Source organism: Cetobacterium sp. ZOR0034, from assembly GCF_000799075.1.
Lineage (GTDB): Bacteria > Fusobacteriota > Fusobacteriia > Fusobacteriales > Fusobacteriaceae > Cetobacterium_A.
This window is the reverse complement of record NZ_JTLI01000007.1, coordinates 113,187-126,514: the sequence shown is the minus strand read 5'-3', so window position 1 is coordinate 126,514 and position 13,328 is coordinate 113,187. Positions and strand designations below refer to the sequence as shown.

Below are 13,328 nucleotides of genomic sequence, written 5' to 3'. Positions count from 1 at the left end.
CTTTTCCAGCAATAATATGAACTAAGGGCCCGCCTTGAATTCCAGGGAAAATTATTTTATCAATTCTTTTTGCAATCTCTTCATCGTTTGTTAAAATAAGTCCTCCTCTAGGACCTCTAAGAGTTTTGTGTGTAGTACTAGTAGTAATATGTGCATGCTCTATAGGTGATGGGTGAAGCCCCACTGCAACTAAACCAGCAATATGTGCCATATCAACAACTAAGAAAGCTTCAACTTCATCAGCAATCTCTCTGAATTTTTTAAAATCTATAGTTCTAGGGTAAGCACTCGCTCCGGCTATAATAAGTTTCGGTTTGTGTTCTAAAGCAAGAGCTCTTATTTCATCGTAATCTATTCTTTCATCATCTTTTCTTACGCTATACGAAATAACATTATAGTCACTTCCTGAAAAGTTAACATTTTTTCCATGAGTTAGATGACCACCGTGATCAAGTCTCATACCTAAAATAGTATCTCCTAAATCGATTAGAGATCTGTATGCAGCCATATTTGCTCCAGATCCAGAATGAGCTTGAACATTAGCATATTTAGCTCCAAATAATTCTTTTGCTCTTTCGATAGCAAGTGATTCGACAACATCTACAAATTCACAGCCACCATAGTAACGCTTTGAAGGGTATCCTTCTGCATATTTATTAGTCAAAACTGATCCAACAGCTTCCATAACACTAGTTGATACAAAATTTTCCGAGGCGATAAGTTCTAAACCATACTCTTGTCTATGTAACTCATTTTCAATAGCATTGTAAATATCAAGATCTTTATTTTTTAAACAATTTAACATAATGCATCCTCCCTAATTTAAAGTATTAGATTGATTATATACCAATTAGTTTAAATATGCTAGAAAAATAGAGATATAAAATAAAAAAATTGACTTTATATTTAAATGTGTTAAAATTAGTTCGTGAAATATTTATTTTAAAAAGATACTTATATAAATTTGGGATATGGCCAAAAGTTTCTACACCAAACCGTAAAATTGGTACTATGAGTAAAAGTGTATTGGGATTGATTTTTTACCCCGGTGAGCTTTTGCTTGCTGGGATTTTTTTATTTGGGAGGATTATTAACATGAAAAGTTATTTAAAGGGTGCTTTATTAGTAGGAAGTTTATTTATTGTAGGATGTAGTTCTTTAGTTGAAAAGAAAGAATCAGCTAATATAATTATAAAAAATGGAACTATTTTAACGATGAATGAAAAAAGAGATGTTATTGAAAATGGGGTTTTGGTAATAAAAAATAATAAGATAATATCAATAGGAAATGAAGATTTGTTAAAAAAATATAGTGCAAATAAAGTTATAGATGCTGAAGAGGGAATTATAATGCCAGGAATGATAAATACTCATACACATGCTTCTATGACTGTGTTTAGGTCATTAGCAGATGATGTTCCAGATAGATTGAATAGATATATATTCCCTTTAGAGAATAAAATGGTAAGCCCAGAGATGGTTTATTTAGGAGCAAGACATGGAGCTACAGAAATGGCTTTAGGTGGAGTAACAACTATGGTTGATATGTATTTATTTGAAGATGATGCAGCAAGAGCTGTTAAAGAAGTTGGATTAAGAGGAGTTATGACTCAAAATATAATTAAATATCCAACGGCCGATGGACAAAAGAAAGGTGAAACATTAGAAAGAGCAGTCGCTTTTGTTGAGAAATATAAAAATGATGAATTAATTACTCCAGGATTTGGACCACATGGACCACATACAGTAACAAAAGAGGAGTTATTAAAAATAAAAGAGTTATCTGAAAAATATAATGTGCCAGTGTCAATGCACGTTGCAGAAACTGATGTAGAGTTTGATAGAATAAAAAAAGACTTTAAAATGACTCCTGTAGAATATTTAGATTCGTTAGGATTATTAAATGAGAGATTCATAGCAGCTCATAATATATTTGTGACTGATAGTGATATCGAATTAATGAAAAAGAGAGATATAGGAATAGCACATAATATGGTTGCTAATATAAAATCTGCAAAAGGAATTTCACCAGCATTAAAAATGCACGATATGGGAATGAGAGTGGGATTAGGAACAGATGGACCTATGAGTGGAAATACACTAGATATAATTGGTCAAATGGGGTATGTAGCAAAGTTACACAAATTAGATACAAAAGATAGATCTGCACTACCACCATTAAAAGCTGTAGAAATGGCCACAATTGGTGGAGCAAGAGCGATTCATAGAGAAAATGAGTTAGGAAGCTTAGAAATTGGAAAATTAGCTGATGTAGTTGTAATAGAAACGAAGTCTGTAAATATGAATCCAATATTTGATCCGTATTCAGCTTTAGTTTATTCAGCTAATGCTAGTAATGTAGATACAGTTATTGTAAATGGAAAAGTAATTGTAGAAGATAAGAGAATAAAAACAGTGGATTTAGAAAAAAATTCAAAGGAATTAAACAATTTTAAAGGAAAAGTTCAAAAAATAGCAGAAACTCTATAAATTTAGTAAAAATTATGTTATAATATATCCCTGCTTAAAAAAGTTATAAAACTATTTTAATATACAGGGAGGAAACTGATTAAAGTATGCTAGAAAAATTTGTCATTTTAATCACATTATTATATTCAACAGTAGGTTTTGGATATGATGATACAAGGATTAGGGAGATTATAATAAGTGAGGTCCTATCTCACGAAGGGGATAAGCTTGTAAGAACTCAAAAGGAACTTTCAAAATATGGAATAAGAAATTTTTTACTATTAGATTATAATAAAAAATTTGAAAAAGATTATGAAATAAAAACTTTAACAGAGGAGCAAGCAAGAGAAATAGCAGAGCACTTACTAATCGATTATAGATTAGATGAAATTAAACATTCGTATTCACAGATGATGATATTTGATATATTCTTCAATGGAGGATACAATGCAGGAGCAGTTATAACTCAAAGAGCATTGAAAAGATATCGACCATCAGAAGCTATTGTAGTAGATGGAGTTTTGGGTAGTAAAACAATAAAAGTTATTAACTCTGTTCAAGATCATGAAAAATTTATTGACCTTATAACTGAGGAAAGAATAGCTTATTATAAAAGTTTAAACAGCTGGGAACAGTACGGAAAAGGCTGGGAGAAAAGAATCGATGCCTATAGAATAAAGTTAAAAGAGATGGCAATGGTTGACAATGGAAATAGAATATAGTATAGTGTGATTAAGAGAATAAAAGTTTACTAGGGGAGCCTTATTGGCTGAGAAGTTTAGACTGACCCTTTGAACCTGATACGGTTAATACCGACGTAGGGAAGTAGCGAAAACAGTATTAGCTGATATATCTTTTAGTTGATAACTATGAATTCGAGCTACCCTTAAGGGTAGCTTTTTTTTATACATAAATAGGAGGTTGGAATGAAAAATATTTTAACAATTGCAGGGTCTGATTCATGTGGAGGTGCAGGGATTCAGGCGGACTTAAAAGCTATGAGTGCTCAAGGAACATATGGGATGAGTGTAATAACAGCTATTACAGCTCAGAATACAAAGGGTGTTTTTGCCGTTCAAGAGATTGATACAGATATTATAAAGAAGCAGATCGAAGTTATTTATGAAGATATAGCTGTAAGTTCAGTAAAAATTGGTATGCTTTCGAGCAGCGATATAATAAATATAGTTCATGAAACATTAAAAGATGTAAAAGCTAAAAATATAGTTATCGATCCAGTTATGATTTCTAAAAGTGGATATTATTTGTTAAAAGAGGATGCCATAGAAGCATTGAAAAGATTTTTAGAGATTGGAACATTGGTAACACCAAACATACCAGAAGCTGAAGTTTTATCAAATATAAAAATTGAAACTGAAGAGGATATGATAAAAGCCGGAAAAATAATAAAATCTATGGGTTCTAAAAATGTTTTAATAAAAGGTGGACATAGAGAAGACAACTGTACAGATATTCTGATAACAGAAGACAATGAAATCGTAAAATTTGAAGGAGTAAGATTTAAAACAAAGAATACACACGGAACAGGGTGTACACTGTCATCTACAATAGCATCTTATATAGGAAAGGGATTAACAGTAGAGGAATCGGTTAGATTAGGAAAAGAGTATATAAGCAAAGCTATAAAAAATTCATTTTCAATAGGAGAGGGAGTGGGACCCGTGGGTCATTTTATAGATTTATATAAAAAGGCAGGTGTAGATTTTGAATAAGCAGGGATTAAAAGAGGAGAAAATAATTGAAGTTATTAGGGGATTGGAAAAAATAAAAAATAAAACTCCTTTAGTTTATCATTTAACAAACACAGTGACAATAAATGACTGTGCAAATATTACTTTAGGAATAGGAGCGTCTCCACTGATGTCGTTTTGTATAGATGAGATTGAAGAGATAATAGGGTTTTCTTCAAGTGTTGTTTTAAATATCGGAACAATGGATAAAAGTATGAGAGATATGGCCATTGAAGTTGGAAGAATAGCAAATAGACTTAAAAAACCTATAGTTTTAGACCCAGTGGGAGTAGGAGCGACAAAGGCAAGAAGAGAATTGGTAGAAAATCTATTAAAAGAGGTAGAATTTACAGTTATAAAGGGAAATATGGCTGAGATAAAATGTCTTTTGGGAATGGATGTTAGAAGTAGAGGGGTAGATTCTTTAGAAAATGAAGAAAGTGGAGAAAAAATCGTTGTGTTAGCTGCAAAAAAATTATCAACAACTATAGCGATAACTGGAAAGATTGATTATATATCAAATGGAGAAAATGTAGTTAAGGTTATGAATGGAAGTAGTTCTATGGGATTAGTTACGGGTACTGGATGTATGATTTCATCACTGATAGGATCCTTTTTAGGTGCAGATAACAACTCTTTTATAAGTGCTTTAGGTGGAGTATTGTGTATGGGAATTGCTGGTGAACTTGCATCTAAAAATTATAGAGGGACAGGTGAATTGAAAGTTTCGATAATAAATAATATTTCAAATATGAATCAAGATATGTTAGAGATAGAAAGTAAAATAGCTACCAATTAAATTTGGTAGCTTTTTATATTTAAATCTATTTTTTATTTTGAGTAAATAAAGAGTAACCATTAAAAAATTGTACTGAGCAGAAGATCATAAGTAAAAATGAAGATAAAAATCTTGAAACAAAAAGAGCTGTCATAATAGCAATTTGATATTTGATAGCTACAATAGGAAGTGAACCTCCTAATATTTGACCAGTCATCATCCCAGGAAGAGAGACTAATCCAACATTTCCCATATTTGCAACAGATGGTCTAAATGCAAGTGAAACAGCACTAGAAATAAAAGGTTTAAGTGCTTCAAATTTCGTAGCTCCAAAAGATAAAGATAAAAGGTAACTCTCTTCATTTATTTTCATGCTTTTAAGAAAATCATTAATTGTTACAATCATCCCATTCACAGTATTTCCTAAAATCATTCCAGAGAGAGGAATAAGATACATAGCGTTAAACTTATCTTCTAATTTTAAAAGAAATATAGAAAAAAGAGAAAGGTTTAAAATTAACGGTGTAATTATTGCAATAGCAGTACTGAAGAAAAATTTTAAACTGTGTATCTTTACATCCCTGATAACTGTTATTGTAGCAGCACTGCTCATAAATATAAGATAGGCAATATTAATTAAGGGGTTGTTTAAAACTAAAATATAGTGTAGATATGCTCCTACAAGCATAAGTTGTATAAACATTCTAGATAGTGATTTTATAACCTTAGAGATTTGATTGATCTCTAAGTAGTTCATAATGAAAAAAATAGGAATTAAAAAAAATCCAAAATATAGTAAATTAGGTAAAAAAATATCTTGTGCCATTACAATGTAACCCTCCTGAATTTTTCTAATGATGTAGTGTGGTCGTGTGAAACTAAAATAACTGTTTTATCACTATTTAAAATATATTCAGTTACCTTCTCTTTCATTTCTTGATCTAGAGATGAGGTTATTTCATCTAAAATCCAAACTTCTCTATCAAGTAAAATTGTTATTATAAAAGCCAATCGCTGTTTTTCTCCACCTGAAAGCTCGTTTATATGTTTACTTAAAATATTTTTTTCAAGATGGAAGAGATTGAAAAAGTAAAAAAGTTTATCATAATCTAATTTTTTTTTAGCATTTAATTTGTAATTAAAAATATTATTTATTATTTTTTCGACATTATCATTTAGAAAAGGTGTAGATTGAGGCATATATCCTAAATATTTTCTTATATTATCAATAGTTTTTTCAGTCAATTCGATATCGTTAAAAAAAACTTCACCTGAATTAGGAGAGTTAAAACCAAGTAATATTTTTAATAGGGTACTCTTTCCTTTTCCAGATTTTCCAGATATTAAAACTTTTTCTCCTTTGTTGATGTTTAGACTAAATTCGTCTAAAATAATTTTTTCGTTGAATTTTAAACTGATATTTTTAAATTTAATCATAATTCCTCCTGAATTAAAAACTTCATAAGGATTTTAGCATATAAAGGTAGGAAAGAACAATAAAATTTTGTATGTAAATATAGGGAGAGTTAAATAAAAAGGAGGTTTCTTATGGATAAGACAAATATAAAATTACAACAATTAGATAAATTTGAGAGAAAGTTAATGAAGCATGGAAAAGTTTTAACTTTGAAGCCTAAAGAGGATTTTCTAGATGATTTTTTTAGAGAAAAAGGACATAATATAGAGCATTTAAAAGCAGAAAATACTCGACTTCATTTTGGAGATGAAAATTATGAAGGAATAGTAAAAGAAAGTGTGATAAAACTTATGAATAGTTTAAAGCAAACAGAAAGATTTGTAGGAATTTGGGCATTGGATACGCTTTTGAATTTAGACAGATTGGATATCTATTATGTTTTGAATAGATTGTATTCAGTTTTAGTTGAAAAAGGATTGCTATATCTATCTTTTAGAACAGGAAATGAGGATTGTTTTGAAAATGGAAAATGGTATACTTGTTTTACAGAGAATGAGTTAATTGATTTAATTGGATTCACAGATTTTAGTATAGTTGAAATGGAGAATTCTGAGAATCACATAAACTTAATATTAAAAAAGTGAGGCTTAAACGGTTTGCCTCACTTTTTTAACTTAACGTTTATGTTTTATCGTTAGCACCGATAGTTTGTTTTCTAAATCTTTTGTTAGAAGAGATTTGTTCATTCTCCAAATCCAATTACCTCCTAGTGTAGAAGGAGTATTCATTCGAGCTTCATCATCTAAATCTAAGAAATCTTGTAGTGGTGCTATAGTAAGATTTGAATTTGAGCTCCAAAGTGCTTCTATAAATTTCCAACTTATAGAGCTGTTGTTTTCTACTTTAGAAGTTAGAAATTTTGAAAGGTATTCATCACAAAAATTTTTATCTTTTTCATTTGTACTTTTATACCATCCGGTAACTGTTTGGTTATCATGAGTTCCAGTATAAGCCACACTTTTTTTAGGATATTTATGAGGAAGATAATCACTTTCCTCTCTTGAATCAAAAGCGAATTGTAGTATTTTCATTCCTGGGTAACCTGAATCCTTTAAAAGTTTATAAACTTTAGGAGTTAAAAAACCTAAATCTTCTGCAATTATATCTAAATCTCCTAAAGATTTTTTTATAGCATAGAAAAGCTTCATACCAGGTCCCTTTTCCCACTTACCAAATTGAGCAGTTTTAGCCTTTGCTGGAATAGCCCAATAAGATTCAAAGCCTCTAAAGTGATCTATTCTAACTTTATCATAAAGTTTAAAACAGCTTTTAACTCTTTTAATCCACCAACTGAAATTATTTTTCTCTATATATTTCCAGTTATAAAGAACATTTCCCCAAAGTTGACCATATTTACTAAAAGCATCTGGAGGACATCCTGCAACTTTTTTAGGCTGTAGTTTTTTATCAAACTCAAACATCTTAGGATTTTCCCAAGTGTCAGCACTATCTGTAGCAACAAAGATAGGAATATCTCCAATTATTTTTATCTTGTTATTATTCGCATATTTTTTTAAATCATCCCATTGTTTATAGAAGAAAAATTGTAGAAATATTTGAAAATCAATTTCATCTTTAAATTTTTCTTTGGCATTTTTTAAAGTTTTTTTACATCTGAAACGATATTCTCGCGGCCATTCTAACCATGATTTTCCATTGAAATTATTTTTTATAGCCATAAAAAGAGAGTAGTTATCTAACCACCAAGAGTTTTTATTTTTAAAACTTTTTAGCAAAGTAAAAGAGGTATGACTTTTAAAGTTTTCAAAAGCTAATCTCAAAACTGAATATCTTTCTATGTATAATTTGTCATACTGAATTTCAGAAATAGAATTTAATTCTTTTAAAGTTTTTAAATCTTCGTTTTTTAAAATATTCATCTCAACGAATGAGTCTAAATCAATAAAATATGGATTTCCAGCGAAAGCTGAAAAAGATTGATAGGGAGAGTCTCCATATCCTGTTACTCCCATTGGAAGAATCTGCCAATATTTTTGATTGCTATTTTTTAAAAAGTCAACAAACTCATAGGCACACTTTCCAAAATCACCTATTCCATATTTTCCAGGTAGCGATGTTATATGTAAAAGGATACCACTAGATCTTTCATTCATAAAAATACCTCACTTTTAGATTTAATAGCTCCGGGTATCTACGGGGAAAATACCCAGAGCAATAAAGAATTTAATTAAGTGTTAGAACCAAACTTCAGCTTGAACTCCAACTCTGATGTTGTCATCATTATATTTTTCTTTGTTATTTGCTGTATCTTGAGTTTCACCACCTACATATGTAACAAATGCTCTAATTTCAGGTCTAGCCCAGAATTGATTAGAATCAAGTTTTAGTGTAGGGGCAAAAGTTAATTTGTAGAATGTTCCGTTAGAATCTGTATCATCAGAGAAGTTAGATTCAGTATATCCTATTCCACCTTCAAATTGAAGTTCAAAGTTATTATTTATTTTGTAAACAGGTCTAACTACAAAAGCAGTTTCAAAACCATTCTTTTTATATAAATCAAGATCTCTATCTTCAGGTTTATTATCATATTGACCATATAAAGTTGTGAATAAATCCCATTTCTCGTTTAAATTAGTAAGTCCCCAAGTTCCAAGTCTATATGAAGTAGCTTTTTTATAGTTTCCAGTAGCATTTCCAAGAGAACCAAGTCCCCAAGTAGCTCCAATTCCAGAACCAATTTGACCATAGAATTTAGAGAAACCATTTAAACCATAGTAACTATTTAAGTTATATTGTGCAAATCCTTGGAATCCATTTTTAGCTAAACTAGAATTTTCATCTTCGTTATCTTGAGATTTTGCTCCAACTAGATCAAACTCGAAGTTACCGATAGAGTATTTTGTAACTAAACCAACTATATCTTGATCATCTCCTACACTAGAATTTCTTGCAACTGTTGCAAATCCTAATTTACCTTCTCCAAGAGCAATGTTGTCAACTCCTAATCCAGTACCTGATAAATCTGTATAGTAGTAGTCAGTTATATGAATATCTCTTCTGTTATAGTATCTTTTACCAGCCCAAACTGTAGAATCCTTAAATGCTCCTGTAAAAGTTGGAAGATTTCCCATCTCTACATAAACTTGTCTAGCTTGAATAGATGAATCTCCCCAACCATCATTTCCAGAACCAGAGTTATCAGAATAGCTACCTGAATCAGAAACTAGCATAGCATGGAATTTAGCCCAAGCTCCGTTTTCCATATAAAAACTTTTTACAAACTCTAATTCAGCATAAGTGTTATCTTCGTTTCCAAGTCTACCAACATATTTTTTATCAAAAGGTCCTGGGAAAGTTGAAGCTTTCTTTAAGCCTCTCTCAGCATTTAATAATAAACCAGTACGAGCATATCCATGGAATTCAAAACTAGGGTGTTGATCATTGTATTCTAATTTAGCAATTCTGTCTTCTAAAGCTGTAACATCGTATGCTGTTGAAACAACTTCTGGGCTTTGAACAATTTCTTTTGCAAAAGTATTCTGTGCAGCTGTACCAGTGATAATAACTGCAGATAAAAGTGTGAATAAATGTTTAATCTTCATAAATTTGATACCCCCTATTTATTTTTTAATGTTGTAAAAGCTTTACAACTTTGATACCAATATATTTATAACATTTTTTTTGATTTGTCAATAACAAAACTAAAAATTCTTAAAAAAAACATTTTTTTTTGAAAAAACACATAAAAATAAATAAAAATTTAAAAAAACTATTGACTATTTAGAAAAAAAAGAGTAATAATAGTGTTGTCATTAAGTTACAACATAAAACAGGAGGGGTAAGAATGGTAAGAAACATGTTTAGAAAATCGATGTTGGTATTCGCAGCAGGGATGTTACTATCAACAATGGCTTCAGGAAAAACTACAGAGATAACTTTGTGGGAACAAATGGAGCCAGCAGTTAGACCTACTTATTTAAAATTAGTTGATGAGTTTATGAAAAAGAATCCAGATGTAAAAGTAAATGTAGTACACTATTCAGTTGAAGATTTAAGAACACAATTTCAAAATGCTTCTTTAGCAGGACAAGGACCAGATATTGTTTATGGACCAAATGATAATATTGGAATATTTATGGTTTCAGATTTAATTAAACCTATTGGTAAAGTTGTATCAAAAGATTTAATAGCGAAATTTAATGATGGAGCTTTAAAAAGTGGAATGTATAATGATGAAGTTTATTTATTGCCAGAATTTTTAGGAAATCAGATAGCACTTTTATATAATAAGAAATTAGTAAAAAATGCTCCTAAAACATGGGATGAGTTTTTAGAAGTTGCAAAGGCAAACACAGCTGTAGATGCAAAAGATAAAGCTAATTCAAAATATGGATTCCTGTATAATGAGAAAGAACCATTCTGGTTTGTAGGATTCTACGCTGGATTTGGAGGAGAAATTTTTGATAAAAGTAATAATCCGACTTTAGATAATGAGGCTATGGTAAATGCTTTAACTTTTGTTAAAGATGTAAGAGCGAAGTATGGATTAGGTGAAGCTGGAATGGATTATGATATAGCTTCTCAACTATTTAAACAAGAAAAAGCAGCTATGATTTTAAATGGGGCTTGGTCTTGGAAAGAGTATGAGGATGCAGGAATTGACTTAGGAGTTGCTCCAATGCCGATTCCATCAAAGCATGGTTATGCGCTGTTTACAAATGCTTCTAAAGGTTACTCATTATCTGAAAATACTTCTGATTCAAAAGGAGAAGCTTTAAATAAATTCTTTGACTATATATTCTCTCCAGAAGTTAATGCTGAAATTGCAATAAATCAATCTCAAGCACCAGGGATAGAAGCAGCTAGAAACTTACCAGCAGTTAAAAATGATAAGCTTATGCAAGATTCAATAGCAACGATTGAACATACAGTTCCAATGCCTGTAATTCCAGAGATGAGAGCGATTTGGGATGCAATAAGACCAAATTTAGAGGCTGTTATAAATGGAAAGATGACACCACAAGATGCTGCTAAAAAAATGCAAAAAGATGCAGTAGATGGAATAAAAACTATAAAAGGTGAATAAAATATAGGGAGGTTGGAGTTTTTCCAACCTCCAAAATTAAAAAAGGAGACTGATTATGAGTGGAAAAGGAAGACTAGTAGGTAAAAACACACCATATTTATTTATAGCACCAGCTTTTATTGTAATGGCAATAATGGTATTTTATCCACTAGGATATGGATTTTGGTTATCTTTAACTAATATGAGTTTAAGAACATTTAAAAACCCTGGATTTGTAGGCTTACAAAATTATATTAGAGTATTTCAAGATCCAGATGTTTTAGCAACATTTATAAGAACTATAATTTGGACTTTTGTAAACGTATTTTTTCATGTGACTATAGGATTATTTTTAGCTCTTTTACTAAATAGAAAGCTACCAGGAAAATCTATTCTGAGAGTATTTCTTATAATTCCATGGGCGATGCCTCAATATATAGCTGCTCTTACTTGGAAAGGTATGTTTAATCAAAATTTTGGAGCTATAAATCTAATGCTTGGATGGTTTGGAATTCAAAATTTACCTTGGTTAAGTGATCCTAAACTAACTTTTTATGCAGCTATAATAACAAATATATGGTTAGGGTTTCCATTTATGATGATGATAACATTGGGTGGACTTCAATCTATCCCGGCCGAACTTTATGAGGCAGCAGATATAGATGGAGCTAGTCCTTGGAGTAAATTTAAAGATATCACTTTGCCATTATTAAAACCGACATTAACTCCAGCAATAATTTTAGGAACAATTTGGACATTCAATATGCTAAACATAATAATAATTTTAGCAGGTGGATATGGAAATAAAGAGACTCAAATTTTAGTAACTGATGTTTATAGATTAGCATTTAATTTCTATAGATATGGCTTTGCAGCGGCATATTCGGTACTTATATTTATATTCTTATTGATTTTCTCTATTATCTACGTAAAGAAAAGCAATATTTTTAAGGAGGAAATCAGATGATAGATAAAAGTATATATTTTGAAAAAAATGATAGTTGGAAAAAGATAATAGGAATATATTTTATATTGATACTGTTTTGTGCAATAACTCTTTATCCTCTATTAAATGTTTTGTCGGTAGCTCTAAGACCTGGGAATCAACTGTTTTCAACAAGTTTAAGAATAATACCGCCAGATGCAACATTAGATAATTTTAGAAAAGCTTTATTTGAAACGGACTTATTGATTTGGTTAAAAAATTCATTGATTATATCTTTATTGACAGCAGTAATTGGAGTATTTATATCAATAACAGCAGGATATGCTTTTTCAAGATTTTCGTTTTGGGGAAGAAAGGTTGGGATGATGACATTTCTAGTAACACAGATGTTTCCAGCACCGATGTTACTATTACCTATGTTTATAATTTTAGTAAAATTAAAACTAATGAATAGTTTTTTAGGATTATTAATACCTTATGTAGCAGTATCAGTTCCCTTTTCTGTATGGATGTTAAAGGGGTATTTTGATACAATTCCAAAGTCTTTGGAAGAAAGTGCTTATATTGATGGTTGCAAAGTATGGCAGGTTATGTATAAAATAGTATTACCTATTTCAACACCGGCACTTGCAATAACAGCGTTATTTTCATTTATGACAGCTTGGTCGGAGTTTGTAATAGCTAGAATAATATTAACATCAGCAGAGAAATTAACTCTTCCAGTTGGATTAGTAAATCTTCAAGGATCATTTAGCGCAGAGTGGGGAACATATTCAGCAGCAGCATTGATAACAAGCATACCTGTAGTAATACTATTTGTCAGCTTATCAAGATATCTTGTAGGAGGTTTAACTGTAGGGGGAGTTAAAGAATAGGAGGAT

The 13,328-nt window shown here is 30.6% G+C and carries 13 protein-coding genes and 2 riboswitches; of the genes, 8 read left to right on the top strand and 5 right to left on the bottom strand.

Features of this window, described 5'->3' with window-relative positions:
- Positions 1-805: serine hydroxymethyltransferase (gene glyA, locus L992_RS02750; protein WP_047394246.1), on the bottom strand; the 805-nt coding region annotated here is incomplete at its 3' end.
- 129 nt (positions 806-934) lie between these two features.
- A riboswitch (purine riboswitch) is annotated at positions 935-1,032 on the top strand.
- A gap of 63 nt (positions 1,033-1,095) precedes the next feature.
- On the opposite strand from glyA, the gene L992_RS02745 reads away from it, so the two are divergent.
- From L992_RS02745 to thiM, 4 genes are all read left to right on the top strand, one after another.
- Entirely contained in the window at positions 1,096-2,490 is a 1,395-nt protein-coding gene (locus tag L992_RS02745) for an amidohydrolase (protein WP_052193883.1), read from the top strand.
- A gap of 86 nt (positions 2,491-2,576) precedes the next feature.
- Complete coding sequence (locus L992_RS02740) at positions 2,577-3,191, top strand: hypothetical protein (protein WP_047383715.1); 615 nt, start codon at positions 2,577-2,579, stop codon at positions 3,189-3,191.
- A gap of 21 nt (positions 3,192-3,212) precedes the next feature.
- Positions 3,213-3,310, top strand: a riboswitch (TPP riboswitch).
- Between the two features lie 85 nt (positions 3,311-3,395).
- Entirely contained in the window at positions 3,396-4,202 is an 807-nt protein-coding gene (gene thiD, locus L992_RS02735; protein ID WP_047383713.1) for a bifunctional hydroxymethylpyrimidine kinase/phosphomethylpyrimidine kinase, read from the top strand.
- Entirely contained in the window at positions 4,195-5,019 is an 825-nt protein-coding gene (thiM, locus tag L992_RS02730; protein ID WP_197053374.1) for a hydroxyethylthiazole kinase, read from the top strand. Before thiD ends, thiM begins: the two co-directional genes overlap by 8 nt.
- A 25-nt stretch (positions 5,020-5,044) precedes the next feature.
- Here the strand turns inward: thiM and L992_RS02725 are convergent, their stop codons facing one another.
- Together L992_RS02725 and L992_RS02720 are read right to left on the bottom strand one after the other, a co-directional pair.
- Positions 5,045-5,824, bottom strand: coding sequence for an ABC transporter permease (locus L992_RS02725; protein WP_052191788.1), 780 nt, complete (start codon positions 5,822-5,824; stop codon positions 5,045-5,047).
- Positions 5,824-6,435, bottom strand: a complete 612-nt coding sequence (locus L992_RS02720) for an ATP-binding cassette domain-containing protein (protein ID WP_047383711.1) — start codon at positions 6,433-6,435, stop codon at positions 5,824-5,826. The genes L992_RS02725 and L992_RS02720 overlap by 1 nt, the downstream gene beginning before the upstream one ends.
- Before the next feature lie 111 nt (positions 6,436-6,546).
- On the opposite strand from L992_RS02720, the gene L992_RS02715 reads away from it, so the two are divergent.
- Positions 6,547-7,059: a hypothetical protein gene (locus L992_RS02715; RefSeq protein WP_047394243.1), complete on the top strand. Its 513-nt coding sequence runs from the start codon at positions 6,547-6,549 to the stop codon at positions 7,057-7,059.
- Positions 7,060-7,089: 30 nt separating this feature from the next.
- Here L992_RS02715 and malQ read toward each other — a convergent pair whose 3' ends face one another.
- Both malQ and L992_RS02705 read right to left on the bottom strand, forming a co-directional pair.
- Complete coding sequence (gene malQ, locus L992_RS02710) at positions 7,090-8,589, bottom strand: 4-alpha-glucanotransferase (protein WP_047394241.1); 1,500 nt, start codon at positions 8,587-8,589, stop codon at positions 7,090-7,092.
- Positions 8,590-8,670: 81 nt separating this feature from the next.
- A complete protein-coding gene (locus L992_RS02705) occupies positions 8,671-10,038 on the bottom strand; it encodes a carbohydrate porin (RefSeq protein WP_047383707.1) in 1,368 nt (455 codons plus the stop codon).
- A 242-nt stretch (positions 10,039-10,280) separates the two neighbouring features.
- Here L992_RS02705 and L992_RS02700 point away from each other — a divergent pair, with 242 nt between their 5' ends.
- Genes L992_RS02700 through L992_RS02690 form a run of 3 tightly spaced genes read left to right on the top strand, consistent with a single transcriptional unit; the run spans position 10,281 to position 13,322 of the window.
- Positions 10,281-11,522: an extracellular solute-binding protein gene (locus L992_RS02700; protein ID WP_052193882.1), complete on the top strand. Its 1,242-nt coding sequence runs from the start codon at positions 10,281-10,283 to the stop codon at positions 11,520-11,522.
- Positions 11,523-11,577: 55 nt separating this feature from the next.
- Complete coding sequence (locus L992_RS02695) at positions 11,578-12,468, top strand: carbohydrate ABC transporter permease (protein ID WP_052191787.1); 891 nt, start codon at positions 11,578-11,580, stop codon at positions 12,466-12,468.
- Positions 12,465-13,322: a sugar ABC transporter permease gene (locus L992_RS02690; RefSeq protein ID WP_081982672.1), complete on the top strand. Its 858-nt coding sequence runs from the start codon at positions 12,465-12,467 to the stop codon at positions 13,320-13,322. The genes L992_RS02695 and L992_RS02690 overlap by 4 nt, the downstream gene beginning before the upstream one ends.
- The last annotated feature ends 6 nt before the right edge of the window (positions 13,323-13,328 follow it).

Bases quoted from the DNA above. Each gene is read 5' to 3' on its own strand.
- L992_RS02715 (WP_047394243.1), top strand. From the start codon at position 6,547: ATGGATAAGACAAATATAAAATTACAACAATTAGATAAATTTGAGAGA.
- L992_RS02740 (WP_047383715.1), top strand. From the start codon at position 2,577: ATGCTAGAAAAATTTGTCATTTTAATCACATTATTATATTCAACAGTA.
- L992_RS02700 (WP_052193882.1), top strand. From the start codon at position 10,281: ATGGTAAGAAACATGTTTAGAAAATCGATGTTGGTATTCGCAGCAGGG.
- L992_RS02725 (WP_052191788.1), bottom strand. From the start codon at position 5,824: ATGGCACAAGATATTTTTTTACCTAATTTACTATATTTTGGATTTTTT.
- L992_RS02745 (WP_052193883.1), top strand. From the start codon at position 1,096: ATGAAAAGTTATTTAAAGGGTGCTTTATTAGTAGGAAGTTTATTTATT.
- thiD (WP_047383713.1), top strand. From the start codon at position 3,396: ATGAAAAATATTTTAACAATTGCAGGGTCTGATTCATGTGGAGGTGCA.
- L992_RS02720 (WP_047383711.1), bottom strand. From the start codon at position 6,435: ATGATTAAATTTAAAAATATCAGTTTAAAATTCAACGAAAAAATTATT.
- L992_RS02705 (WP_047383707.1), bottom strand. From the start codon at position 10,038: ATGAAGATTAAACATTTATTCACACTTTTATCTGCAGTTATTATCACT.
- L992_RS02690 (WP_081982672.1), top strand. From the start codon at position 12,465: ATGATAGATAAAAGTATATATTTTGAAAAAAATGATAGTTGGAAAAAG.
- malQ (WP_047394241.1), bottom strand. From the start codon at position 8,589: ATGAATGAAAGATCTAGTGGTATCCTTTTACATATAACATCGCTACCT.
- L992_RS02695 (WP_052191787.1), top strand. From the start codon at position 11,578: ATGAGTGGAAAAGGAAGACTAGTAGGTAAAAACACACCATATTTATTT.